This window comes from Psychrobacter sanguinis, assembly GCF_020736705.1.
Classification (GTDB): Bacteria; Pseudomonadota; Gammaproteobacteria; order Pseudomonadales; family Moraxellaceae; genus Psychrobacter; species Psychrobacter sanguinis.
The window spans coordinates 2673058-2696881 of the sequence record NZ_CP085990.1 but is presented as its reverse complement, the minus strand read 5'-3'; the positions used below and the strand labels follow the sequence as shown (position 1 = coordinate 2696881).

Below are 23824 nucleotides of genomic sequence, written 5' to 3'. Positions count from 1 at the left end.
CTAGAGTTAATGACTCTATCAATCCACCTTCACCCGCTTCTTACCAGTCAAAAGCTGCTGTATCAAAGCCTTCTTCTCCTGCTGTAAATCATTAAGCTGCTGCTCAAGCACTTCGATCTCTCTATCGGCGTTGGTTAATACTGCGGCGATTTTTTGTTGTTCTTGCAAGGTTGGAGGGAAATATAAAAGCTGCGACTCAAAGTTAGTCTTGTTAATAATGGGTACTGCTTGAACAGCAGCACTATTCTGAATTTTTTTTGCATTTAATAACAACTGATAATATACGTATTCGTTCGAATAGTTACCTTTAGGAATAACAGAATTAATTTGTTGGTTAGTCGCAAGATCTTTTCCTGCTATCCCTAATTTACCAATAGTTGAGCCAATACAAGTAAATAATGAACTGCCTTTAGGTATTAATCTGGTTTTATCGATACCTGAGTCAGTTAGAGTTTTAGCGGTTTGACTTATATATTTGTTGGAACCTAAATCGGAAGGAGATACAAAGAGGTGTTCACCTCCGTAATAATCACTATTTTTAGTTGAAGGTGTACTACCCGTAATTACATTAGCAATTTCAGCAATTGATTTCTTTTCCCAATCCCCAGAAAAACGCTGACCCGAATCATCAAGTAAACGCTTTTGTCCGGTAAGCAACTGCTGCATCAACGCCTTTTTCTGCTGTTTGCTGTTTTCAATCAAACGCTCAGTGGTATTAATCGCTTTATCCCAAGTGGTTAGGATTTTGGCGATTTTTTGTTGTTCGGGTAGGGGTGGAAGTGTAACCTCGCATTCACCAATCTCACCTAAGTTTATTTTTTTTGGGAATGCAACATGTATTGTTCTTTTCCAAAGTTCAAGTTTAAATAAATCACTATTAATATAGTTCTCAAGGAAGCTAGAATTAAAGTAAGTGCTCTGCTTTATTAAAGCTAAACTAACGTAAAACGAAGCTCTAACATTCCAATCTATAAGCTTGGCAGTACCAATATCACCAATACGTGTCATTAGGATATCGTTTTTCTCCAATACGACACGCTTTGATTCTTTTTCAAACACATCCTCAGAAATATATTTGGTATTCGTAAACTGCTTACCTGTTAGATGTTCAACACTATAGAATGGCACTCCACTTTCTACATACTTAGGCGTTTGATGAGTTCCGTCATAAATTTTAGTTATTTCATTAAGTTTATATTTTTCCCACCCACTAGGCACCATAACCCAACTCCTTTAAAAAGCCTTCCATCTCAGTTTCTAACTTAGCCATTTCAGCTTTAAGTGCCAAACGCTCTTTGCGTACCGCTTCCAAATCAATCTCAGCTTCTGGCTCAAAGGTATCGACATAACGAGGAATGTTTAAGTTAAAGTCGTTTTCGGCAATCTGTTCGAAGTTGGCAACATAAGCATATTTATCAACAAACTCGCGGTTTTGATAAGTCTCGACGATTTTCTCTAAATTAGCTTCAGTTAATCGGTTTTGATTAGAACCAGATTCATACTCACGACTGGCATCAATAAACAGTACTGATTTGTCCGTTTTATTCTTCTTAAACACCAAGATTGCCGCAGGGATACCGGTACCGAAGAATAGCTTCTCAGGTAAGCCAATCACCGCATCGAGTAAGTTTTCTTCAATCAACTGTTGACGGATTTTGCCCTCACTAGAGCCACGGAATAGCACCCCATGCGGCACGACCACACCCATACGACCAGTATCATTCTTCAAAGTTTCAATCATATGCGTGATAAACGCATAGTCGCCTTTGGTCTTAGGCGGTAGACCACGGTGAAAACGACCATGTGGATCATCGGCAGCGTCTTCATAGCCCCATTTACTTAACGAGAAGGGCGGATTAGCAGTCACCACATCGAACTGAAGTAGGTTGCCTTTATCATCAAGCAATAACGGATGACGTAGCGTATCGCCCCACTCAATAAGGTGGTTGTCTTCCCCATGCAAAAACATGTTCATTTTTGCCAATGCCCACGTAGAGCCAATGGCCTCTTGTCCAAACAGCTCATAATTCTTTGAGCCAGTAGACTTACGTACCATCGCCCCACATTTGATGAGCAGAGAACCCGAACCGCAAGCTGGATCACAGATGGCATCACCCTCAGTAGGCTCAAGTATTGTCGCTAGCAGAGTCGATACCTCAGGCGGTGTATAGAACTCGCCCGCACTGGCACCAGAGTCAGCCGCGAAGTGTTTAATCAAGAATTCATAGGCATTACCGATGACATCCAAGCTACCCACACGCGAAGGGCTAAGATTCATCACATCCTTACCGAAGTCTTCCAGCAAATGACGCAATAATTCGTTTTTCTTCTTCTCATTGCCCAAGCGGTCAGTATTAAAGCTGATGTCTTGGAACACGTTTTTTAGCTTATTGCCATTGGCTTCTTCAATCGCGTGTAGTGCTTCATCAATACGTTGACCATTGCCTGGCTGGTGACGCTGCTCGTATAAATCCCAGAAGCTTGCCCCGTCAGGTAACACAAAGCGTTGATTGCTCATCAGTTCTTTTACCAAGTCCGCATCACCGTATTCCGCCATAAGCGTGTTGTATTCATCTCTATACACATCCGATAAATACTTCAAAAACAGCATGGTTAAGATAAAGTCTTTATAAGTATCGGCACTGATCACACCGCGGAAGGTATCACAGGCATTCCAGACCGCTTTGTTAATCTCACTTTGTTTAATAGGTTCAGGGTTACTGGCAGAAGCGTTTTCTAGATCGAGCATGTTTGTTAGATCCTTGGGATTATTTTAAGAATAGTTAGTTTAATTTATCGCAAAATTGCATTAAGACAGCTGTCCGCATTCATCTTGATGTCTGCCAAAGCTCGATGATTTTGGTCCGCATAGGAGTACACCATCGTATAACTATTGGCGAGCATAAACTTATTGGGTAGATAATAGTCCACACAAGCTTCTTTTAACATTTCTTTGGAGGAAAGCTTATCGGCAAGAACGTCCCTTTCATCGGCAGTTAACGGCAAGGTGTACAGCACAGAGACGTTACCATAATAGGGCGTTAATATCAGACTTTGAATGCGCGTGTAACTATTGAGATCCATAGGTAGCGATTGGGAGTAATCATTGTTGACCACGCGAAAAAACTCAGTAATGAGCTCTTTATGTATATATTCATAATTTTTATTGATAAGACCAACCGACAGTAGCGCCTCATCCATTTCAGAAGCAGCAAATGTCGTAGGAGCCACCAGTAAACTGAGCGATAATAATATTGCCTTTTTTATCATTAAAGCTCCTAAAGTGGTCATTTATAGCAGAAGGGATAGGGTAGACTTTGGCTATTCATATAATAAGCGACCAGCCAAAATTAGTCTATCGCAATAACCCGTTATACGACACAATATGTCGTCAAAGCGGCTCATCGAAATTTAAGCATCATTTAAGCATCTATAAAATAAAATGAAGAAAAACTTAAATTTATTATTGACTAAAATCACAATAATTTGTTTAATACAAAATTAGTGATATCCAGACTAATAACAAGGGATTAACCTCCCTAATTTTATTAAACATACCTTTTACTAAACATACCGAAAAGGAATTTGCCGTGTCTACCAAACCTGCCTTAGCTTCATTTACTACCAAACTTATTCCACTTGTTACTGTTATTGGTACAGCTTGTTTTGCCCTGCCAGCTCAAGCCAATTATGAAGATGACTGTAAGCCGCCGAAGACTAGCTACCCACAAGTTGATTGCACAACTGATGGCAACTACTTCATTGCCAAAGATAAAAACTATAATTATCAAGCCTTATTAAACAAGCAAGGTAAGGCCGTTGCTAGTTTAAAAGGCTATGACTCTGTGAGCTGGACTGTCAGTGATGGGTATTAGCGGTCATGAAAAATGACAAGGTGGGTTATATCAACACCCAAGGCAAGCTAGTAGTACCGGCCATCTATGATAACTTGATTGACCCTGATGACAAGTATGATGAAACTTGGTCACATGACGCTTCTGAAGGCCGTATCGTCGTTGCCAAAAATGGTAAATACGGCATCATTGACACTTCAAACAAGGTAATTCTGCCGTTTACCAGTAAATACAGCTTTATCGATGGCGTAAAGGGAGGTATGGCACTAGTGCAGTCACAATCCGGTAAATACGGTTTTGTCGATAAAAACGGTAAAGAAGTGATTCCTCCTAAGTATCAAGGTACCAGTGGTCACTTTGGCGGTTATTATGGATTCCAGCAAGGACTAGCTGGCATGTATGATGGCAAAAAGTGGGGCTATATTACTAAAAGTGGTAAAGTAGCGGTGCCTTTTATCTATGATGAAATTAGACCTTTTAGTGAAGGTGTCGCTGGCGTACTTAAGAATGGTAAGTGGGGCTTTATCGATGGGTCCAATAAGACTGTCATTCCTTTTCAGTTCTCGGACAAAAACGTGGCGCGTTACAGCGTAAACTATATGGGCGCCAACTACTTCGTCTTTGATAATGGTATTGCTGAAGTGGCCATGATTAATGATAGGGAAATTTGTATCAATAAATCCGGTAAATCGGTGGCTTGTCCTAACTAGGGCTTAAAGCGATAGATTATGAATTGATGCGCTATTACTGGATGCTCTATAAACTGTACTCCACAAATTAAGGCGATCTACTAAAATTTCTCCTTATTAAAGAAACGGTTAGTGAAACCTTTTAGCAATTGTTAAGAGGTTTCGCTAATTTTGCCCTATAGCAACCTTAAACATACGAATAGTTATGGTTGTAGTAACGAATTATCAATATACTGACACCACTAGTATTAGATTATCCCCCAAGGGCAGTCTTTGATAATTTACATAAAATATTTATCACAATGCTAAATATTAAAATTAGAGGATTTTAGAGTATGGCCAATTTAACTATGACCCCAAAAAGCAAAACCTTAGCAGCCGTTGCATTAGCAGCAACAATGATGCTACCTGCTATGGGTGCACAAGCGGCAGACGATGACCTGAATGAAGTTTGTGTGGATATCGCCAGTTTAGCCGGTAATATTATGGACGATAGACAAAATGGCGTTTCTAAAGCTCAAGTGACTAAGAAAACCAGCAGCGATAACGATGCTTACCAAACTTTAGCCAAAAACATCATTGCCGATGCTTACAAAGTACCACAAGCCAAATCAAAAGCTGACAAAGACAAGCAAGTAGATAGCTTCATTCGTCTGTACTATAACAAATGTGCTAAATAAGCCAAAAGCTAGCTAAGCTTCAAGCTACTGTATAATTAATATAGTGCTACAAAAAACCCAGTGTTGAATAAACACTGGGTTTTTTATTTGTCTGTTGTTTAACTATAGCCAAGACAGTAACATTAGCCTTAACCGCCGGGACAAATACTTTCACAAGGCACCCCATCTTTATCCCCATCGAGCCGAGTATTGCCACACGCCAACTGAAACTTTGCCTCCTCACATGAGCTCATCTGACCACATGTCTTCTTAATCATTGACCCACAGTCAAGACCCTGACTAGACATAGCGGGGGCAGGCAAGAGCTTATTGGGTTTGTCCTGAGTCTTAGTCTCATTTCGGTTAGTAGATTGTGAGGGCTTAGTAGGTTTCAAATCTGTGGTACGGTGCAAAGCGGTAGATTGGCCGGTTCTGGTACAGCTCGCACCATCAACACGGTATAAAGTATCGTCATATTGATAGCGTGGGGAATTGCCTCGGCGATAGTCCCAAGGGGCAACGACTGTCGAACTGGCCCAAAGTCCAATGGCTTGCCGGCGGGCATTCACCTCAGCATTGGCATAATTTAAGCGGTCAAACTCAGATTGGCTTTGTTGATACTGTTTATAGTGCCAAGCCGCGCCTTGTTGAATCTGATTAAGGTTGCAGTCGACCCCATTGGCGCGCACCTTACCCAATAACCGCTGATAACGGTCTTGTTCAAACCATTCAACGGTGACTTGCCCTTGATTTACGCACTGCTGTAAGGTTTGGGTACTATAGGTACCGTGCGCTTGATTGGACTCAGGGGCATCAATACCTAATAGTCGGATACGCTCAGAGGGGCCTTCAGTAGGGATAATCTCTAAGGTATCACCATCGATTACCCGCACACTTTTGGCAGTAATAACATTACCGCTTATCGGACAGTCAAAGTTGGCCACTTTTGTTGGCTGAGTATTTGCAGCGTTATTGCTGTTCACCCTTTGAGCCATACTAACGGCTTGAGCAGCCTGCACGCTTTGAAGATTTGTTGATTGCTGCTCTTGTAATTGATCGCTTTCTGATTGATCGCTATCTAAAGAGTCACTAGAGCGCTCTGTGGCAAAGGGATTACCAACAGTCTCTTGCTCAGAAACATTATTAGCAGAAATGTTATTAGCAGTTTGGGAGGTAGGGGGTAAAGAAGCCGAGGTCTCACTATTGCTCTCACAGGCCACTATTAAGGTAGCCGCTGTGAGAACAAGCAAGGTAGAGTATTTGAATTTTAAAAAGTCAAAAGGCATCATGCTAACACCTCTATCTAAATCTAAAACGTTTACTCTTAATCGTCCAAGTTCAAGCTCAATAGTTTAAGCGTTATAACTTATGCTCAATGACTTGAGCTTCACAACTTAGACTGTTAGCAACACAAGAATAGATAGCAACACAAGGATAAAGCTATCAAAGCTGGTATAACAAGTCAGCTGTTACCCAGTGACGATACGCTATTTCAGCCTAGCGTAATCGCCGGTTAGCTCAACCTTGCCTTGGCACAATAGGCTTAGTGCCTGAGGGTTATTGCTGTCTAAGCTTAAAACATTGTCTTTAAAGCGGAAAAATAATAGCCCTTTGTCATTGGGAATATTTAAGTTAGGGGCATTGTTAGCACTAGTAAGGCTGCTCACAGGCGCAGTATAAATCATGCCATGTAACGCATCTTGACCCATCAAGGTAGCCGTGCCTTGATAATGGCAGTTGCTACCAGTCGCTTGAGAGCTAAGGTTTATCTTGATCTCTTTGGCAGGCAGGGCAAGACCTGTTTTGGCAACATCAATAATGACTGCCGAATCAGTACCGCCTTGACTAAGCGCATAACGGCCCACAGGCATAGTCTCAACGTCAAAGTTTTGCATTTGCGTCGCTTTTGAGTGTCCTGGAATACCTGTTTGAGAGTGAGGCTGTACATAACAAGCAGTCAATGCTGCTGAACATAGCGCACTAACTAATAAGACTTTCATACCGGTTATCGGTTTCAAGATAGAGTTCATAAATATACCGCCTTGAATGCCATACATGGCTTAATTGCGACTAGCAGCATCCTTGCTACAGTGAAAAATGCCATTAACATGCCAAATTAAAATAAAGTAACTTTAATTAAGTCCAACCCTTGAGGCTTAGATTGCGTCTTGCGATACATTAAAGTAATACATCAAGTAATTTTACAATCTAACCGGGATATTAATGAGATATACAATTGCTCACCTAATATTATGTAGGCAAAAACAATTTTTACAAGATTTAACACAGTAAAAAACACTGATTATGCCATAAATAAGTTAATTTTCCCAATATTTATGCGTCATTATAGGGCATATTCTAATTATTCACATAGATAGCCTTATTTGCCATTAAACATACTAAGGCGCTACTGTTAGCATAACCATCATTGACGATTAAAAAATTTGTATATTTGCGTTACTTATCCCTTTATTTTCTTTTATTTATTAATTAATTAATGCTATTTACCATTTAATGCTATTCAAGGACCTGACTCATGGCGATGACTATTAAATTCGGCCAAACTCCTTTTGCTCAAGCCTCTTTCTGTAAGGCAGCCAAGCTGGCTTCAATTACCACCGTAGCGACTTTGGCGTTGGGTCTAAGTGCCTGTGGTAACCAAAAAGAAGAGGCTAAGACTGATGCGGCCGGTAATACCACGGCAGCTTCAGCAGATGCCAAAGACATTGAACTGCTAAACGTCTCATATGATGTGGCACGTGACTTCTACAAAGACTACAACCCGATGTTTGTTAAGCACTATCAAGCTGAGCATCCTGGGTCTAACATTACTATTAAACAGTCGCATGGTGGCTCAAGCAAACAGGCATTATCGGTAGCCAATGGTCTACAAGCCGATGTGGCAACCATGAACCAAGGCTCTGACATTGAGCTGCTACAGAAAAAAGGCTTAGTAGCCGACAACTGGACCGATGCTTTCCCTGATTACTCAGTGCCTTTCACCAGTACCATTGTGTTCTTAGTCCGTAAAAACAACCCAAAAAATATCACAACATGGGAAGACTTAACCAAGCCAGGTGTTGAGATCGTAATGGCCAATCCAAAAGTCACGGGGAATGGTCGCTATGCTTTCTTAGGTGCTTATGGCTACGGTCTACATACTTTCAATAAAGATGAGAATAAGACCAATGCATTTGTTAGAGATGTATTGAAGAATGTCAAAGTATATGAAAACGGCGGTCGTGCAGCGACTACGACGTTTGTACAGCGCAATATCGGTGATGTGCTGATTACCTTTGAAAACGAATCAAACTTAGCGGCCACTCAATTTGGTAAAGGCAAAGTAGACATCGTTTATCCTAAATATTCTATTAAGTCTGAAAGCCCAGTCGCCGTGGTAAATGCAGTGACTGACAAAAAAGGCACGACAGAAGCCGCCACAGAATACTTGAAATACTTATGGAGTGATGAGGCGCAGCAGCTAGCAGCAGATCTATACTTACGTCCTAGCGTGAAGTCAGTACTGGATGCCAATAGCGACAAGCTACCACCAGTTGATACCTTCCGTCCAAATGATGTGTTTGGTACCTGGGATGAGATCATGGACAAATTCTTCAGCGATGGTGGTGTGTTTGACCAACTAGCGTTTAATGCTCCTAAATAACGACAGACCTTAGCTATTTAACACCCATTTATACCAAATTGGCCAATATCTTGTAATTACTTAACACCTAACTAAAAGTATTGGCTAATACCTTGCAGTGCGCTCAAGCGGTTGTCTTTCTTAAGATAACTAGCCTTGGGCCACTGCTTTTTTTTGTTTAAATTCTGCTACTTATTAAAACCTTATGACGTTTAATTATTAACCTTTTTGCCCATTTTAAAGACGAAAATAGCGCTAGTGTTTCAGGCAGAGTTAAACAATTTCTATATTCCTATTGCTCATTAAGATAGATTTATTAATCACTAAATATAATAAAGAGCGACTGTTAGCATTGGCTTTATGATTTTACAGCTGTCTGTGAATCACAATACTTATAACCGCAGACTTAAGACCACATAGGAAAAACAAATCATGGCCAATACCGTATCTTCTAATGCATACCCCGTGTCAGTGTCGCTAAAGCAGTGGGCCACTATCGTTACCTTGAGCACATTAACGCTGGGGCTGACCGCTTGTGGCAATCAAAAGCAGCAAAGCACCGTGACCAACAGCGATGGCAGCGTTACCACCATTGATAACAAAGATGTACAGCTGTTAAACGTCTCTTATGATATTTCGCGTGACTTTTATAAAGACTACAATCCGCTGTTTGTGAAGCATTATAAGGCGCAGCATCCGGGTAGCAATATCAGCATTAGTCAGTCACATGGTGGCTCAAGCAAGCAGGCGTTATCTGTGGCAAATGGACTTCAAGCTGATGTGGTCACCATGAACCAAGGCTCTGATATTGAGCTGTTGCAGAAAAAAGGCCTAGTGGCGAATGACTGGAATAAAGCCTTTACCAATAACGCGGTGCCATTTACCAGTACCACTGTGTTTTTGGTACGTGAAGGCAACCCCAAGCAGATTAAAGATTGGAGCGATTTGGCCAAACCTGGGGTAGAGATCGTTATCGCCAACCCCAAAGCATCAGGCAGTGGTCGTTATAGCTTTTTAGGCGCCTATGGCTATGGTTTACATCAGTTCAATAATGATGAAGCCAAGACCCAAGACTTTATGAAGCAGCTTTTGGGCAACGTCAAGGTCTATGAAAATGGCGGCCGTGCGGCTACTACCACATTTATGCAGCGTAATATCGGAGACGTACTGATTACGTTTGAAAACGAAGCCAATTTATCAGCAACCAAATTTGGTAAAGGTCAGGTACAAATTGTCTATCCAAGCTACACCATCCAGTCTGAGACCCCAGTGGCAGTGGTCAAAGCAGTGACCGATAAAAAAGGCACTACTGAGGCAGCCACTGAGTACCTAAATTACCTGTGGAGCGATGAAGCCCAACAGTTAGCCGCTGATCTGTATATGCGTCCTACCAATCCTAAAATCTTGGCCGCCAACACTGATAAGCTTCCGGCCATTGAGACCTTCCGTACTAATGACGTGTTTGGCACTTGGGATGAGGTAATGACCAAATACTTTAAAGAGGGCGGTGTTTTTGATCAGCTGGCTCAAACCAAAACTCAGTAATTAGTTAAATAACTGGTTGGCTTACTGACTATCTGTCTGTCTAACTAGGCTATTAGTTTACTGAATTCAAGACCCTGTAAGTGCTTTGACTAAAGCCAACAGGGTCTTTTTGTTTCAATAGTTTGGCTAAGATTAGGCATAAGTAAGCACGATATTTGATGCCAATCGGCTATATTCCTTTTATTCACTACGATAGCCTTATTCATCATTAAACTTAATAACTAAGCCCTGTTAGCATGATGACCATTACTAAAAGTCTGATTATTTGGCTTTATAAGTAGCAAACTTAAATAAATGTAGTGAGACCTCCATGACCCAGCAAGCCCCATTGACAGCGACTCCTATACGCAAACGCTCTTGGCTGACCAAGCTGCGTCAACGTAACGTGTTACCAGGATTTGGTCTCTCTATGGGTATTACGGTATTGAGCTTATCGCTATTGGTGATCCTGCCATTTGCGATGATGGCCTATACCACCACCCAAATGGGTTGGACAGGCTTTATTGAGGCCATTAGCCAGCCACAGGTCAAAGCGGCGATTATTTTGTCATTAAAGATGTCGTTTTATGCGATGTTGACCAATATGATATTTGGCACCTTGGTAGCGTGGGTCTTGGTGCGCTATGAGTTCTTTGGTAAGTCGTTAATTAATGCGCTAGTGGATTTACCTTTTGCCTTGCCTACTGCGGTAACAGGTATTTCATTGGCCACGTTATATGCCCCCAATGGTTTGATTGGTCAGTTCTTTGACAAGATTGGCATACAAGTGGCGTTTACCCCGATTGGTATTTGGTTGGCCTTAGTGGTGGTCAGTTTTCCGTTTATTGTGCGTGCGGTACAGCCGGTGTTAGAAGAGCTGTCGGTAGAATATGAAGAAGCCGCTGCGGTATTAGGCGCCAGTCGTCTGACTACTTTTCGTACCGTGATACTGCCAGAGTTATTTCCTGCGTTATTAATGGGTGCTGGCATGATGTTCGCTCGGGCGACTGGAGAATACGGATCGGTCATCTTTATCGCTGGTAATATCCCCATGCAGTCAGAGATTTTACCGCTGATTATTATCAGTAAACTTGAGCAATTTGATATTCAAGGGGCGTCAGCGGTAGCGTTATTCATGCTGATGATCTCCTTTGTTATCTTGCTAGCGATTAACCTATTACAGTGGCGTTTGTCGCGCCGTGTGGGTGCCAAATAAACGCTATGTGATACCTCTTAGCTTTATTGAATACTAAATATTAACTACTACCTCTAAATCGTTATACCTTGGCAATGGCCACCTAAGCAACAATTAGAATACTAGGACTGTGTTATGCAAATCTCTAATGGCTACAACTATCAAGACAATGCCGCGACTCGCGATGCCCCTTGGGTGCGTGCCTTATTTATTGGTGTCGCAACGGTGTTTATGATTGTGATGTTGGTCATTCCACTGATGGCAGTGTTCTATGAAGCGTTCAAAGGGGGTTGGGAATTGTATTTGGCGGCATTGGTCGAGCCTGAAGCGCTGCAAGCGATTAAGCTGACACTATTGACCGCTGCTATTGTGTTGCCTATCAATATCGTGATGGGTTTGGCGATTGCTTGGCTAGTGACCCGTTATCAATTTAAGGGTAAGCAGTTAGTAACTACTTTGCTCGATTTACCATTTTCGGTATCGCCTGTGGTCGCTGGTCTGATGTTTGTGTTGCTGTTTGGGCTTAATTCAAGCTTTGGCGGTTGGCTTGAGTCGATGGGAATTCAAGTTATCTTTGCGGTACCAGGTATCGTATTGGCCACCTTATTTGTGACCTTTCCGTTTATTGCCCGTGAGCTGATTCCACTGATGCAGTCGCAAGGTGATAGTGAAGAGCAGGCAGCATTAACCTTGGGTGCGTCAGGTTGGCAGGTGTTCTGGCACGTGACCCTACCCAATATTAAATGGGCACTGTTATACGGCATTATCCTAACCAATGCGCGTGCCATGGGCGAATTCGGAGCGGTGAGTGTGGTTTCCGGTCACATTCGCGGTGAGACCAATACCATGCCATTATTGGTAGAGATTGCTTATAACGAGTATAACTTTACTGCTGCCTTTGCCTTATCAAGCTTACTGGCCGGATTGGCATTATTGACCTTGTTAGTACAGCAGATTATGACCAAGATGCAGACCAGAAAATATGAAAAAGGTATCAATCGTGATGCTATTGCTGCACCGAAACTGGTGGTCACTCCCAATAGCAAGCAGACGGTTGCGGCAACGTCAAACTCTACTGATTAATCTCTACTGACTAGTAAAGCAAACCGCATTAATAGATAGGGTATGAATAATGAATAGCCCTATTTAAAAGATTAGCCCTATATTAAAAATTATAAGAGTATAACCATGAGCATAGATATCCAGAACGTCCATAAAAGCTTTGGTAATTTTGTCGCCCTAGAAGATATTTCGTTAAAAGTACCGACCGGTAAGTTAACGACATTATTAGGTCCGTCAGGATGTGGTAAGACCACATTACTGCGCATTATTGCCGGTCTTGAGTATGCAGATAGAGGCCGTATCTTATTTGATGGCGTAGATGTCACTGATACACCTGTTCAGAAGCGCCAAATTGGCTTTATGTTTCAGCACTATGCGTTGTTTCGTCATAAGACCATCGCGGAAAACATTGCTTTTGGTCTAAAGCTACTGCCAAAGGACCGTCGTCCTAGCAATACCGATATTAAGAAGCGGGTCGATTATTTATTAGAACTGGTACAATTGCCAACATTGGCCAATGCTTATCCGCATCAGCTCTCTGGTGGTCAGCGTCAGCGTATTGCTTTAGCACGGGCGTTGGCGGTAGAGCCTAAGCTATTGCTTTTAGATGAGCCCTTTGGAGCACTTGATGCCAAGGTTCGTAAAGAGCTGCGTACTTGGCTGAAGAATATTCACCATGAGCTGGGGGTTACCAGTATTATGGTTACCCACGATCAAGAAGAAGCACGTGATGTGTCTGATGAAATTGTGGTTATGAATCATGGGTCAGTCGAGCAGATTGGTAGCCCAGAGGAGCTGATAGCGAATCCATCAAATGAGTTCGTTGCTGACTTCCTAGACTTAGTGTAACTGTAACTACCTATCTAGGCTAGCTTGAATTAATAGAAGCTTGTTTCTATATAAAGAAACCTAAGAATACGATAGCGTGTTCTCAGGTTTTTTGTTTTGTAAGAGGCATAAAAAGGTCAATTAAAGTAGCCGTTTAGCATAATCGTTTAATGCAGCCATTTAACGCAGTCGCTTAACGTAATAAGATTACTGGGGCAGTGGTCTTGGTTAGAAGCTTGGTAGTGGTACTGCCCACGAAGAACCGGCGCCATTTAGAATGGCCATAAGCCCCAATCACAAACATACTGATGTTATGGTCATTGCGGAAACTGGTTAAGGCGGAAACCACATCGCCATTGCCTACTTTTTTGCTGTCAATCAGGTGAGCGGTGATATTAAAGCCCTCATCACTCATTTTCTTATGGGCTTTATAAAGTTCAGTCTCATTGGCAGTGTCTTTGTTGTCTACCATGACGATATGACCGACTAAGTTTTTGGCAATCTCGTTGTCACAGATGATTTGTACTGCCCGTTTGGCGGTTTCACTACCATCAAATGCAATCATAAAAGACTCAGGGGTGATAAAGCCATCAGAGCACACCATGATAGGACGATTGACAGCGCGGACTACATTTTCAATCTGACTGCCAATATTAACATGGTCATTTTGATGGTCCTTACCTCGTCGACCTATGACGATAATTCGGGTGTTGTCTGCATAATGATTGATGGCTGGTAGCAGTTTGCTACGGCGTAGATAGCTATAAACGTTTGCCTGTGGCAGTGTTCTTAGAATATGTGCCTTAGCATCTTGCAATAACGCCTCACCATGCTTATTGGCAACACGCGCAGTCTGCTCATCCAGCGAAGTCAGCTCTTTAAGTAAGCTGCTGCGACTGTCCATACCGATAGAGCCACTTAGATCATGACGATAGGATTTGGGAACATCGATGACATGAAGCAGGCTAAGTGGCAAGTTTAATTCATTGGCATACCACGCTGCATAATCACATACTGATTCTGTCACACTAGAGCCATCTATACAGGCCAGAATAGTACCATCAGTAATTACACTAGCCTCAGCGGTGTGAGTAGTATCAGTAGAATGAGTACCCTTAATGTCAGTATTTGAGGTGTTACTATTCGGGTCATTGCTCATAGAGGAGGTCATATCAAAGTCCTTTTTTATTATAGTCAGACGTTTATTATCATTAGCCACTGTAAAGCCAGTCGATGTAAATTCAATATACAACCAATATAATTTTTATAAACTTAATTATCAATAGGCTTTAAGTTGTGCTTACACGGAGTCAACTTTAATACTACCAATGGTATCCAGACACCAGTCGGGTAATTGCGGCGAGAGGGCGTACCACATCCAAGTCCCCCTACGCTCAGAGGTTACTAATCCCGCTTTACGTAGGTGGCTCAAATGACGCGAAATAGTCGGTTGTGGCTGATCTAGCTTTTCTATTAAGTCGCAGACACAGATAGCGTCGTGCTGTTTAATCTCTACGATAAGCTTAAGACGGGTAGGATCTGATAATGCTTTAAAGAAGGTAACGGGCTGCATATGCGACCTCTTAAGTTAAAACTATAATTAAAAAAACATATATTCGGTTAAGCGAATATACTATACTTGTCGTAATTCGCCTACCATTATCCCTATTCTCACACTTTTTTGTGTGTTTTATTAACCCTTAACCCCATAGAGAGGTCCTATGTTCCTTGCTGCTTTTATATTTATTGTCACTTTGATACTGGTTATATGGCAGCCGCGTGGGTTAGGGATAGGGGTTAGTGCTATTTTGGGTGCAGTATTGGCGCTTATCGCTGGTGTGATTAGCCTTGATGATATTCCCGTGGTATGGGACATTGTGTGGAATGCCACTTTTGCGTTTATTGCTATTATTATAATTAGCCTGCTCCTTGATCAAGCGGGTTTCTTTGAGTGGATAGCCTTGCACGTGGCCCGCTTCGCTGGCGGTAATGCTAATACTCTGTTTGCCCTAATAGTGCTGCTAGGTGCAGTCGTCTCGGCACTGTTTGCCAATGATGGGGCAGCGCTTATTCTGACGCCTATTGTGATAGCGATGCTATTGAAGATGAGAGTCTCTGCAGCGACTACGTTGGCGTTTATTATGGCCGCAGGGTTCATTGCTGATACCGCCAGTTTGCCACTGGTCGTCTCAAACTTAGTTAATATCGTGTCAGCAGATTTCTTTAATATCTCTTTTGATCGCTATGCGCAAGTAATGCTACCGGTGAACCTAGTCTCAGTATTCAGCTCTCTGGTGGTACTATATTTATTTTATCGCCGTGATATTCCTAAATCATATGATGTGGACAGCTTGCCTGAGCCTGCCACCGCCATCAAAGACAGCGCTACCTTTTACATGGGCTGGCTAGTATTGGCAGCATTATTGTTAGGTTTTTTTGTATTAGAGCCTATGGGTATGCCTATTAGCGTGATAGCGGGAGTAGGGGCGGCGACGTTGGTCATCACCGCGCTAGTGAATAAGAAGCTATCAGTGCCTACAGTACTTAAAAGTGCGCCCTGGCAAGTGGTGGTGTTTTCATTGGGTATGTACTTGGTAGTCTATGGGCTTAAAAATGAAGGATTGACCGATTATCTAACACAAGCTTTGGATGTTTTAGGTCAACAAGGACTATGGATAGCGACAATAGGGACCGGCTTTATGTCGGCAGGCTTGTCCTCAATTATGAATAACATGCCGACTGTATTGATTCAGTCTTTGGCGATAGCCGATACCACTCAGCCCGACACCATTACCCAAGCGATGGTATATGCCAATGTGATTGGCTCAGATTTAGGGCCAAAAATTACCCCCATTGGCTCATTGGCCACTTTGTTATGGCTGCATGTGCTAGCAAGTAAAGACGTGGTCATCACTTGGGGGTATTACTTCAAGGTCGGTATTATCCTAACTGTGCCTGTTTTGCTAGCAACACTGACTGCGTTGGTACTGTGGCTACCGATGGTCAGCTAATCAGTTGGTTGCAATCGTCTAGTTGTAATCAGCAAGTGGCGATAACCAGCATTCAGGGCTGATAAGTAACAAGTACCAAGTTAAAACCATCATAAAATAGCCTAAGCAAATAAAACTAAACCTTATAATGGAACACCCTTATGACTCCTTTAAAAATTCTATATATCTGCACCCACAACCGTTGCCGAAGTGTGCTATCCGAAGCCATTACCAATCAATATGCTATAAAAGACCAGCAGCAAGTAGAGCAGAGAACACAAAAAGCTAAACCCAAACTTATCGCTAAAAGTGCAGGCAGTACGCCTTCAGGTGAGGTTCACCCATTAACTCTACGCTATTTAAATGAATCGGGGTATACGACACAAGGGCTGAGCAGTAACGCTTGGGATGATAGCGACTATATGGGCGACTTTGAGCCTGATGTACTAATCACAGTCTGTGATAATGCGGCAGGGGAGACATGTCCTGTATGGCTCGGAACGTTACCACGCTTAACCAAGTTGCATTGGGGACTGGCCGATCCCTCAAAAGATACCGGGGATGAGCAACAAACCAAAGCCAATTTTGAGCACACCATTGCTACCATTGAACAGCGCGTCGTACAGTTATTAGAGATTGCTAATTTGCCGGATTTAGAGCGTAAACAGGCGCTGTTAGACTTGATTGAATAGCGTGTTGTTTTTAGGCTTATAGATATCTGATAAGTTTGATAGCCGTTGGATAAAAGCCTAGCCGTTACTTACTGTATCAATTAGTACAATATAAAATAGCCTAAGCAAATAAAAATAACACTATCTCAAACACCTTTCCACATTCATCATCAAAATAACCAACTAAGAAGAAAATAACTCAGATGAAAAATTCAACAAAACCAAATTTAAACAACTTAACAGAAAAGTCAGCAAATCAATCACTAGGCAAAAATCTTCCAAACATCAACCCAGAACAATTCAAAATTCCTTCTATCACGGACTTTAAGCAGCAACTATCGACTCATAGACCAAAATTTGTATTGCTGTACGGCTCCTTACGGGAAGTATCCTATAGCCGATTGGTAGTAGAGGAATGTGCTCGCTTATTAACGGCAATGGGTGCAGAGGTTAAAATTTTTAATCCTACAGGGTTACCTTTGCCGGATACCGAAGACACTACTCATCCCAAAGTAATTGAACTGCGTGACTTAGTGCAGTGGAGTGAGGGTATGGTCTGGTGTTCTCCTGAACGTCACGGTTCGATGACCGGTATCATGAAAGCACAAATAGATTGGATACCATTATCACTCGGAGCGGTACGTCCGACTCAAGGCAAGACCCTAGCGGTGATGCAAGTTTGTGGCGGCTCGCAATCTTTTAATACTGTCAATCAGCTTAGGATATTAGGTCGTTGGATGCGGATGATTACTATCCCAAACCAATCTTCAGTCCCCAAAGCGTTCTTAGAATTTGAGGACGTAGAAGACGAGCAGGGAAATATCACCAAGCGTATGAAGCCTTCTGGGTTTTATTTGCGCATCGTTGATGTGATGGAAGAATTGGTGCGATTCACACTACTGACTCGGGATCAGTCTGATTATTTGGTCGATAGATATTCTGAAAGAGTGGAGAGTGCTGAGGAGCTGATGAAGCGAGTCAATCAAAAAGACTTGTGAGCTATTATAAATGTGATGATATCAAATAAATATTGCTAGAAAAATATAACCAAAAAAGAGTCAAAACCGTAAAATGGTTTTGACTCTTTTTCAATGCTTTATAACAAAATGATTTGTCAGTTAAGACCGTAAGAAATGTCGAATATTAATTATTACTGAGTTAGCGTTGCCAATAATCTTCTGGGTAATTTGGCAAGTCTAATAAGGCTTGGCGTAACGCATTTGACCATTGAGCACTAAGATCACTAAAGTAAGTATCGTGTTCATCAATACGTCGAATTTCAGGAATTTTTAGACTGTCATTTTCATAAATAATCATGTCAATGGGCATGCCGACTGATAAATTAGAGCGTATCGTAGAATCAAAAGATAACATCAATGCCTGCGCAGAGTGGTATAAATCAGCGTCATAAATTACAGAACGATCTAAGATGGGTTTTCCATATTTGCTTTCACCCAACTGGAAAAATGGCGTATCTGTAGTAGCCCGTATACAGTTACCCTCAGGATAAATCATATACAATTCAGTGGGCTGGTTCTTTATTTGGCCACCAAGCATAAAAGAGCTAGTAAAGTTGGCATTGTTGGGCTCATTGGCGACAGCTTGTGCATTACTGGTAATCTCACGCATGTAGCGTCCTACCAATTGAGCCGCATCAAATAAAGTGGTAACTGTATGCAGATTGGGCTCTTGGTTTTGATTAATATCATTTTGTAATTGGGTAAATACTGCTTGAGAAGTGGCCAAATTCCCCGCAGTTTGCAAAACGATAAATCTTTCACCTTCAACACCATAGGTGTATATTTTTCGAAAAGTAGAGATGTGATCAACGCCTGCATTTGTTCGGGTGTCACTCGCGAAAATCATGCCTTCTTTAAGGCGTAAAGCGGCGCAATAAGTCATATAATTCCTGTCATTAAAGAATTCATTAATCAGTACATTTATTTTTAATGATTAACAAATATTGAGGGGGTTGATAAAATTTTAAAATCACTAATAATAAAAAATGGTTGATAAATCATCAGTCAATACGGTTTACCATAACTTGGCTGTATAGGCTTTCATAACCACCACCAATACGCACACCGCGTACCGGCGCTGCATCTAAATAATCTCGACCAATAGCGACATAGACGTGATGACTTGGCTGGAAGAGTTGATTAGAGATATCAAAGGTATACCAATACCCATCTAGATAAGCTTCTGCCCAAGCGTGACTCGACATATGGTTTTGATCGGCATCATACAGATAACCAGAGACATAACGTGCTGGTATCTTTTTATCACGCAAGCACCCCAAAAATACATGGGTATGATCTTGGCACACGCCGGCCTTCATCTCAAAGCTTTCTTCGGCCGTAGTCCCTACGTGAGTCACATTTGTGGTATAGGGCATTTGAGTAATAAGCGCACTTGCTAAGCCTCGTAAATTCTCGAGCGTTACTGTTTCTAAATAAGGTGCAGCAAAGTCCCGCATACTTGTCGAGCAATAGGTAAGGGGAGTCTGTACTGTAAATAGTAGATAGGGAATTTCTCCACTGTCTTCAACATATTGAGTATCGGTATTAATTTCGACAATACCTGACGCCTGTATTTGCAAATTATCGTGTTTTTCATTGCGACTCAGCGTAAACCAAGTGTTGCCAAAACCATCCTTTTGTAAGGTAGCTAGTTTGGGTAGCATCACTGACCAGGTATGCACGATTTGATGTGGTAGGGCCATTGGCGACATTCGAATATATTGCACACTACGTTGGGCGAACTCTTTGTAGTAATAGTTAGTTTGATGATCAATACTAAGTTTCATCACTTATACTCCTTGCTGTAATAAGGCATTGAATTCTTCACTCAACAGCAAATAATCATCAAAATTCTTAGATTTAATCAGCTGATTGGTTAAACGAATAAGTTCACGCCAGCGCGTATTTTGAGGAAGGTCGTTGACGCAGGCCTTAAATTGGACGCTTATCTCAGAGAAATCCTGATCCAGCAAAATAGTACGTTCTAAAGCTTCAAAATAACGACCTAATTCCCAAAAATAAGTCACCGTTTGATTCTCTTGTTCCATAGCCGCATTACAGGCTTGTAGCTGTAAAGTCGCTGCTCGATATGTGCCCGCACTGGCCAAACGTTTGATTAAGTTATATAGCTCAGCTGTGTCTTTTCCAATGATGCCTTTTACTTCCTGTACATTAGTTTCAATAGCTTCAATAACCTCAGGAATCTGATTGCTCTCTAAATCTCGTAATACCGCTAATTTGTACAGTTCAGGATTGGACTCATCGGCAATTACCATATTTGCGCCTATTCCCAAGCGATTAATAAGCTGATGTATCTGACTAGAATTCAATTCATTACGAACAATTTTCTTCATTATTGCATCATAATAGTGCAGTCTTTCACTATATCGACCCAACCAAACCAAATGGTTGGCTCTAGATAGCAATAAAATGATAGGGGCATCAGGTGTATTGTCGTAGCCAACTTCAACAGGATAAGAGGTGACATTAAGGTATGACGCATGGCGCATTGCCGCTGAACCTGCAAAACCATTGTCACTATAGGTATCACTATTAGATTTCGAGACATCGCTGTCATCAAGTTGTTCTTGAGTTAAATCGATGACCCAAGTGTCTTTTATACCGCCACCTTGTGAGGAGTTGACCACCAATGAGCCTTCTTTCATAGCGACTCGAGTAAGTCCACCAGGAACAATATCAACCGAACCGTCACCATGACTTAAGATAAATGGACGTAAATCAATATGCCTTGGCGCAATACCGCCATTGACTGTGGTGGGATTGGTTGATAGTGAAATGGTAGGCTGGGCGATAAACCCTGCAGGATTATCAAGTAAACGCACTCGGTAATCTTCAATCTCTTGTTCTGTCGAAGTAGGCCCAATAAGCATGCCATAGCCACCTGAACCTTGGGTTTCCTTGACCACTAACTTATCTAAATTTTCTAAGACATATTCAAGTTCATCAGGTTTGCGGCACTGATAAGTTTGTACATTGGGTAATATAGGTTTTTCTCCCAAATAAAACTCGATCATATCTGGAACGAACGGATATAGGCTTTTATCATCGGCCACACCTGTACCAGGAGCATTAACAATCACCACATTACCGGCACGATAGGCACTCATTAAACCAGATACGCCAAGGATGGAGTTGGCGTCAAACCCTAAAGGGTCCAAATAAGGATCATCAATACGGCGGTAAATAATATCGACGGGTACTTTGCCGCGCACTGCTTGCATATATACTTTGCTGTCTTCCACAATTAAGTCGTAGCCATGTACCAAAGGTACATTCATCTCATGTGCCAAATAAGCGTGCTCATAATAAGCACTGTTAAATCGACCTGGCGTTAAAATAACAATTTGCGGATCATATTTATCAGTAGCACTGGCCAAACAGGCTTTTAAGCGCTCAGGATAATCATCAATGCTTAATACAGAAGCCGACTCATATAAGTCTGGCAATAACATTTTTGAGATATTACGACTTTCAAGCATATAAGAGACGCCAGAAGGCATACGTAAATTATCCTCTAATACACAAAACTTGCCCGCTTCATCACGGATTAAATCGATACCGCTAATATGAGAATAAACCGGTTTTTCCAAATTAATATTCATCATCCAAGGTTCATAACAACCACTGGCATAAACATAAGAGTCAGGCACGACACCAGCTTTCATAATGCGCTGCTCATGATAGATATCATCTAAAAACATGTTTAACGCATTAATACGTTGCTTACACCCAGCTTCCACTTGTTGCCATTCTTTGGCGTCTATTACCCTTGGAATAATGTCGAAAGGAATCATTCTTTCGATATTTTCCGCATCACTATAAACGGTAAAGGTAACGCCTTTGCGATAAAAAATGTCGGCTGCTTGATCGTTATATTGAGCCAATCGTTCTATGCCAGCTTTATCCAACCACGTACCAATTTTTTTGGCCACTGGGCGGTATTGAGTCGTTGTGGCTTTTAACTCATCAAAACTTGAACGAGAATAAAAGTCTTGAGAGAATTTTTGCTGAGACTGAGACTGAGACTGAGACTGAGACTGAGACTGCTGTTCTTCATTTTTTTGGGTAGCGGGTTTCGATGTTTCTTTATTGGTTTCTGCCATGCTACACCTCCTATTATTTTCTTATTACTAACTGTTAAATACTAAACAACATTATTAAGCTGCACTATTAAAGGGCATTATTACTGTCCTTACCCAAATTAATTATTGCAAATGCAGTATCAGATCTTCTTTTATATGCCATATTCAGGATAAATATGGTTGTATATTTGATACTTTGGTATGATGATTTGATTGCTTTGGTCATATGTTGTTCATAAGTAGTGCTTATCAAGGAGGCAAAACATCATGGAATTTGATATTAATTTTCAGCTAATGGGCTATCATTTAATACAGCTGGTTATCGCTTTCTTGTTGTCATTACCCATCGCTTTAAATCGTGAAATGAAAGACAGTGGTGCTGGCCTTAGAACCTTTCCTTTGGTTACCATTGCCTCTTGTGCCTTTATGCTAGTCGGTATGGATATTTATAAAGGGGATGCAGAAGCCCGTATAATGTATGCCATTATCACTGGTATGGGCTTTATTGGTGGCGGCGCTATATTCAAAAGTGAAGAAGGCGCTAAAGGTACTGCTACTGCCGCCAGTTTATGGAATACAGCGGCTATAGGTATATCGGTAGCGACCGGTCGTTATGAAATTGCCATCATATTATCTATCGTTGGATTTGTTATCTTGCAGTTCTCTGAACCCTTTAAAGTCAAAAATAGATAGGAATAATGAATAAATCAGAAACCAAGTGGTTAAAAATTTTGGCCATGGCTTGTACTGGATTCGGGGCTATAATTTTGCCGAGTTGCAGTGTTTATAGTACTAACTCAGTTCAATCTCAGAGCCAATCTATCTTCTCCTCTAAAGCCAATCAACCAATGGAAGTGGAGGTCATTCGTCATATCGGCTATCCGACTGACAATGGCGTAAGACAGAAGGGCAGTGTACTTATCGGCGACCATCACTCCTATTTAATTTCGACAGGCAGTGATGCGTTAACTCTATTAACCGAGTTACCTTCAAAAAACCTACATATACAGCAGCCTATACGAATTAACCGCTATTCTGATAATAGTGTGCATATCGATTTAAAGTTTAATTATCAGAAAACCAGCGGTTCATATAGCGAAAATGAGCGGGCTATTTTTTCGCAAATTTGTCCAACGAGTTTAACCACTAGTTTAAGTCCTAGTTTGACGGGTACTTCGCTCAACAATAATTCGCACAATACTTTGAATAGCACTTTAAACAACACGCTCTCTAATCCACAAAATACTTGCCAGCTTACTCTGCAAGGTGGTATGTATGCGCCGATTAGTCAGGCCAATTTAAATAACTCGTCTATAAAGAAGGATGCCAATTTAAAGTTAGACCAAGGCTTAACGGCTGAGATATATACTATTAACAGCAAACGGGCTAGAACGCCTGCTGAAATAGCGGTTATTCCTTGGAAAGTTGTTGTTGAGACATTAGAGCTACCTTTAGAGATACTCTCTATTTTTAAATAGCTTTATTTTCAAAAAATGTCAGCTATAACTATAAATAGAAGACAAAGATAGCACGCACAAAAAAGGGTGAACAGTATACTGTTCACCCTTTTAATTTATTTGCTATTAG

The 23824-nt window shown here is 41.5% G+C and carries 23 protein-coding genes and 1 pseudogene; 13 read left to right on the top strand and 11 right to left on the bottom strand.

Annotated features, from left to right (window positions below; translation table 11 throughout):
- Positions 1-18: 18 nt before the first annotated feature.
- The 3 genes from LK453_RS11365 to LK453_RS11355 are packed head-to-tail and all read right to left on the bottom strand — an operon-like array spanning position 19 to position 3231.
- On the bottom strand, positions 19-1221 hold the full coding sequence (locus LK453_RS11365; protein ID WP_201533864.1) for a restriction endonuclease subunit S: 1203 nt from the start codon (positions 1219-1221) through the stop codon (positions 19-21).
- The gene (locus LK453_RS11360; protein WP_201533854.1) at positions 1211-2749 is read right to left on the bottom strand and encodes a type I restriction-modification system subunit M; all 1539 of its coding nucleotides are present in this window, start codon (positions 2747-2749) and stop codon (positions 1211-1213) included. The genes LK453_RS11365 and LK453_RS11360 overlap by 11 nt, the downstream gene beginning before the upstream one ends.
- 44 nt (positions 2750-2793) lie before the next feature.
- On the bottom strand, positions 2794-3231 hold the full coding sequence (locus tag LK453_RS11355; RefSeq protein WP_227678557.1) for a hypothetical protein: 438 nt from the start codon (positions 3229-3231) through the stop codon (positions 2794-2796).
- Positions 3232-3590: 359 nt separating this feature from the next.
- Here LK453_RS11355 and LK453_RS11350 point away from each other — a divergent pair, with 359 nt between their 5' ends.
- The 3 genes from LK453_RS11350 (at position 3591) to LK453_RS11340 (ending at position 5223) form a co-directional block, all read left to right on the top strand.
- Positions 3591-3875 carry a hypothetical protein gene (locus tag LK453_RS11350; protein ID WP_201533848.1) on the top strand — a complete coding sequence of 95 codons (285 nt, stop codon included), beginning with the start codon at positions 3591-3593 and terminating at the stop codon, positions 3873-3875.
- 5 nt (positions 3876-3880) lie between these two features.
- The gene (locus LK453_RS11345) at positions 3881-4564 is read left to right on the top strand and encodes a WG repeat-containing protein (protein ID WP_201533845.1); all 684 of its coding nucleotides are present in this window, start codon (positions 3881-3883) and stop codon (positions 4562-4564) included.
- 314 nt (positions 4565-4878) lie between these two features.
- Entirely contained in the window at positions 4879-5223 is a 345-nt protein-coding gene (locus tag LK453_RS11340) for a hypothetical protein (protein ID WP_201527406.1), read from the top strand.
- A 128-nt stretch (positions 5224-5351) separates the two neighbouring features.
- Here LK453_RS11340 and LK453_RS11335 read toward each other — a convergent pair whose 3' ends face one another.
- Complete coding sequence (locus LK453_RS11335) at positions 5352-6491, bottom strand: thermonuclease family protein (protein ID WP_201533841.1); 1140 nt, start codon at positions 6489-6491, stop codon at positions 5352-5354.
- A 198-nt stretch (positions 6492-6689) separates the two neighbouring features.
- Entirely contained in the window at positions 6690-7232 is a 543-nt protein-coding gene (locus LK453_RS11330; protein ID WP_227674351.1) for a hypothetical protein, read from the bottom strand.
- Between the two features lie 512 nt (positions 7233-7744).
- Between LK453_RS11330 and LK453_RS11325 the strand changes: the two genes are divergently transcribed.
- The 5 genes from LK453_RS11325 to LK453_RS11305 all read left to right on the top strand — a co-directional run bounded on the left by LK453_RS11325 (position 7745) and on the right by LK453_RS11305 (position 13475).
- A complete protein-coding gene (locus LK453_RS11325; RefSeq protein ID WP_379652737.1) occupies positions 7745-8866 on the top strand; it encodes a sulfate ABC transporter substrate-binding protein in 1122 nt (373 codons plus the stop codon).
- A 411-nt stretch (positions 8867-9277) separates the two neighbouring features.
- Positions 9278-10390, top strand: a complete 1113-nt coding sequence (locus LK453_RS11320) for a sulfate ABC transporter substrate-binding protein (RefSeq protein WP_201533836.1) — start codon at positions 9278-9280, stop codon at positions 10388-10390.
- 310 nt (positions 10391-10700) lie between these two features.
- A complete protein-coding gene (gene cysT / locus LK453_RS11315) occupies positions 10701-11585 on the top strand; it encodes a sulfate ABC transporter permease subunit CysT (RefSeq protein ID WP_201533833.1) in 885 nt (294 codons plus the stop codon).
- Between the two features lie 114 nt (positions 11586-11699).
- Complete coding sequence (gene cysW / locus LK453_RS11310; RefSeq protein WP_007393529.1) at positions 11700-12647, top strand: sulfate ABC transporter permease subunit CysW; 948 nt, start codon at positions 11700-11702, stop codon at positions 12645-12647.
- A gap of 105 nt (positions 12648-12752) precedes the next feature.
- Positions 12753-13475, top strand: coding sequence for a sulfate/molybdate ABC transporter ATP-binding protein (locus LK453_RS11305; RefSeq protein ID WP_007393528.1), 723 nt, complete (start codon positions 12753-12755; stop codon positions 13473-13475).
- Between the two features lie 172 nt (positions 13476-13647).
- On the opposite strand, the gene LK453_RS11300 is transcribed toward LK453_RS11305, so the two are convergent.
- Together LK453_RS11300 and LK453_RS11295 are read right to left on the bottom strand one after the other, a co-directional pair.
- Positions 13648-14625 (bottom strand): universal stress protein, encoded by a 978-nt coding sequence (locus LK453_RS11300; RefSeq protein WP_227674349.1) that lies wholly within the window; start codon positions 14623-14625, stop codon positions 13648-13650.
- Positions 14626-14754: 129 nt separating this feature from the next.
- Entirely contained in the window at positions 14755-15027 is a 273-nt protein-coding gene (locus tag LK453_RS11295) for an ArsR/SmtB family transcription factor (RefSeq protein ID WP_007393526.1), read from the bottom strand.
- 148 nt (positions 15028-15175) lie between these two features.
- On the opposite strand from LK453_RS11295, the gene LK453_RS11290 reads away from it, so the two are divergent.
- The 3 genes from LK453_RS11290 (at position 15176) to arsH (ending at position 18113) form a co-directional block, all read left to right on the top strand.
- On the top strand, positions 15176-16465 hold the full coding sequence (locus LK453_RS11290) for an arsenic transporter (RefSeq protein WP_201533828.1): 1290 nt from the start codon (positions 15176-15178) through the stop codon (positions 16463-16465).
- A gap of 140 nt (positions 16466-16605) precedes the next feature.
- Positions 16606-17136, top strand: a complete 531-nt coding sequence (locus LK453_RS11285) for an arsenate reductase ArsC (protein ID WP_201533825.1) — start codon at positions 16606-16608, stop codon at positions 17134-17136.
- Between the two features lie 182 nt (positions 17137-17318).
- The gene (arsH, locus tag LK453_RS11280; RefSeq protein ID WP_227674348.1) at positions 17319-18113 is read left to right on the top strand and encodes an arsenical resistance protein ArsH; all 795 of its coding nucleotides are present in this window, start codon (positions 17319-17321) and stop codon (positions 18111-18113) included.
- 160 nt (positions 18114-18273) lie between these two features.
- On the opposite strand, the gene LK453_RS11275 is transcribed toward arsH, so the two are convergent.
- From LK453_RS11275 to LK453_RS11265, 4 genes and pseudogenes are all read right to left on the bottom strand, one after another.
- Positions 18274-19017, bottom strand: coding sequence for a peptidase (locus LK453_RS11275; RefSeq protein ID WP_044297934.1), 744 nt, complete (start codon positions 19015-19017; stop codon positions 18274-18276).
- A 118-nt stretch (positions 19018-19135) separates the two neighbouring features.
- A complete protein-coding gene (locus tag LK453_RS11270; protein WP_201527428.1) occupies positions 19136-19921 on the bottom strand; it encodes a transglutaminase family protein in 786 nt (261 codons plus the stop codon).
- Positions 19922-19924: 3 nt separating this feature from the next.
- Positions 19925-20644 (bottom strand): alpha-E domain-containing protein, encoded by a 720-nt coding sequence (locus LK453_RS14410; protein WP_265088890.1) that lies wholly within the window; start codon positions 20642-20644, stop codon positions 19925-19927.
- Positions 20645-20731: 87 nt separating this feature from the next.
- A pseudogene (locus tag LK453_RS11265) lies at positions 20732-22258 on the bottom strand (circularly permuted type 2 ATP-grasp protein); the annotation flags it as partial.
- A gap of 246 nt (positions 22259-22504) precedes the next feature.
- Here LK453_RS11265 and LK453_RS11260 point away from each other — a divergent pair.
- Both LK453_RS11260 and LK453_RS11255 read left to right on the top strand, forming a co-directional pair.
- Positions 22505-22930, top strand: coding sequence for an MgtC/SapB family protein (locus tag LK453_RS11260; protein WP_007393516.1), 426 nt, complete (start codon positions 22505-22507; stop codon positions 22928-22930).
- A gap of 5 nt (positions 22931-22935) precedes the next feature.
- Positions 22936-23715, top strand: a complete 780-nt coding sequence (locus LK453_RS11255; protein WP_201533819.1) for a YidX family protein — start codon at positions 22936-22938, stop codon at positions 23713-23715.
- Positions 23716-23824 lie beyond the last annotated feature (109 nt).

Bases quoted from the DNA above. Each gene is read 5' to 3' on its own strand.
- LK453_RS11365 (WP_201533864.1), bottom strand. From the start codon at position 1,221: ATGGTGCCTAGTGGGTGGGAAAAATATAAACTTAATGAAATAACTAAA.
- LK453_RS11360 (WP_201533854.1), bottom strand. From the start codon at position 2,749: ATGCTCGATCTAGAAAACGCTTCTGCCAGTAACCCTGAACCTATTAAA.
- LK453_RS11345 (WP_201533845.1), top strand. From the start codon at position 3,881: ATGAAAAATGACAAGGTGGGTTATATCAACACCCAAGGCAAGCTAGTA.
- LK453_RS11340 (WP_201527406.1), top strand. From the start codon at position 4,879: ATGGCCAATTTAACTATGACCCCAAAAAGCAAAACCTTAGCAGCCGTT.
- LK453_RS11335 (WP_201533841.1), bottom strand. From the start codon at position 6,491: ATGATGCCTTTTGACTTTTTAAAATTCAAATACTCTACCTTGCTTGTT.
- LK453_RS11330 (WP_227674351.1), bottom strand. From the start codon at position 7,232: ATGAACTCTATCTTGAAACCGATAACCGGTATGAAAGTCTTATTAGTT.
- LK453_RS11325 (WP_379652737.1), top strand. From the start codon at position 7,745: ATGACTATTAAATTCGGCCAAACTCCTTTTGCTCAAGCCTCTTTCTGT.
- LK453_RS11320 (WP_201533836.1), top strand. From the start codon at position 9,278: ATGGCCAATACCGTATCTTCTAATGCATACCCCGTGTCAGTGTCGCTA.
- cysT (WP_201533833.1), top strand. From the start codon at position 10,701: ATGACCCAGCAAGCCCCATTGACAGCGACTCCTATACGCAAACGCTCT.
- cysW (WP_007393529.1), top strand. From the start codon at position 11,700: ATGCAAATCTCTAATGGCTACAACTATCAAGACAATGCCGCGACTCGC.
- LK453_RS11305 (WP_007393528.1), top strand. From the start codon at position 12,753: ATGAGCATAGATATCCAGAACGTCCATAAAAGCTTTGGTAATTTTGTC.
- LK453_RS11300 (WP_227674349.1), bottom strand. From the start codon at position 14,625: ATGACCTCCTCTATGAGCAATGACCCGAATAGTAACACCTCAAATACT.
- LK453_RS11295 (WP_007393526.1), bottom strand. From the start codon at position 15,027: ATGCAGCCCGTTACCTTCTTTAAAGCATTATCAGATCCTACCCGTCTT.
- LK453_RS11290 (WP_201533828.1), top strand. From the start codon at position 15,176: ATGTTCCTTGCTGCTTTTATATTTATTGTCACTTTGATACTGGTTATA.
- LK453_RS11285 (WP_201533825.1), top strand. From the start codon at position 16,606: ATGACTCCTTTAAAAATTCTATATATCTGCACCCACAACCGTTGCCGA.
- arsH (WP_227674348.1), top strand. From the start codon at position 17,319: ATGAAAAATTCAACAAAACCAAATTTAAACAACTTAACAGAAAAGTCA.
- LK453_RS11275 (WP_044297934.1), bottom strand. From the start codon at position 19,017: ATGACTTATTGCGCCGCTTTACGCCTTAAAGAAGGCATGATTTTCGCG.
- LK453_RS11270 (WP_201527428.1), bottom strand. From the start codon at position 19,921: ATGAAACTTAGTATTGATCATCAAACTAACTATTACTACAAAGAGTTC.
- LK453_RS14410 (WP_265088890.1), bottom strand. From the start codon at position 20,644: ATGCGCCATGCGTCATACCTTAATGTCACCTCTTATCCTGTTGAAGTT.
- LK453_RS11260 (WP_007393516.1), top strand. From the start codon at position 22,505: ATGGAATTTGATATTAATTTTCAGCTAATGGGCTATCATTTAATACAG.
- LK453_RS11255 (WP_201533819.1), top strand. From the start codon at position 22,936: ATGAATAAATCAGAAACCAAGTGGTTAAAAATTTTGGCCATGGCTTGT.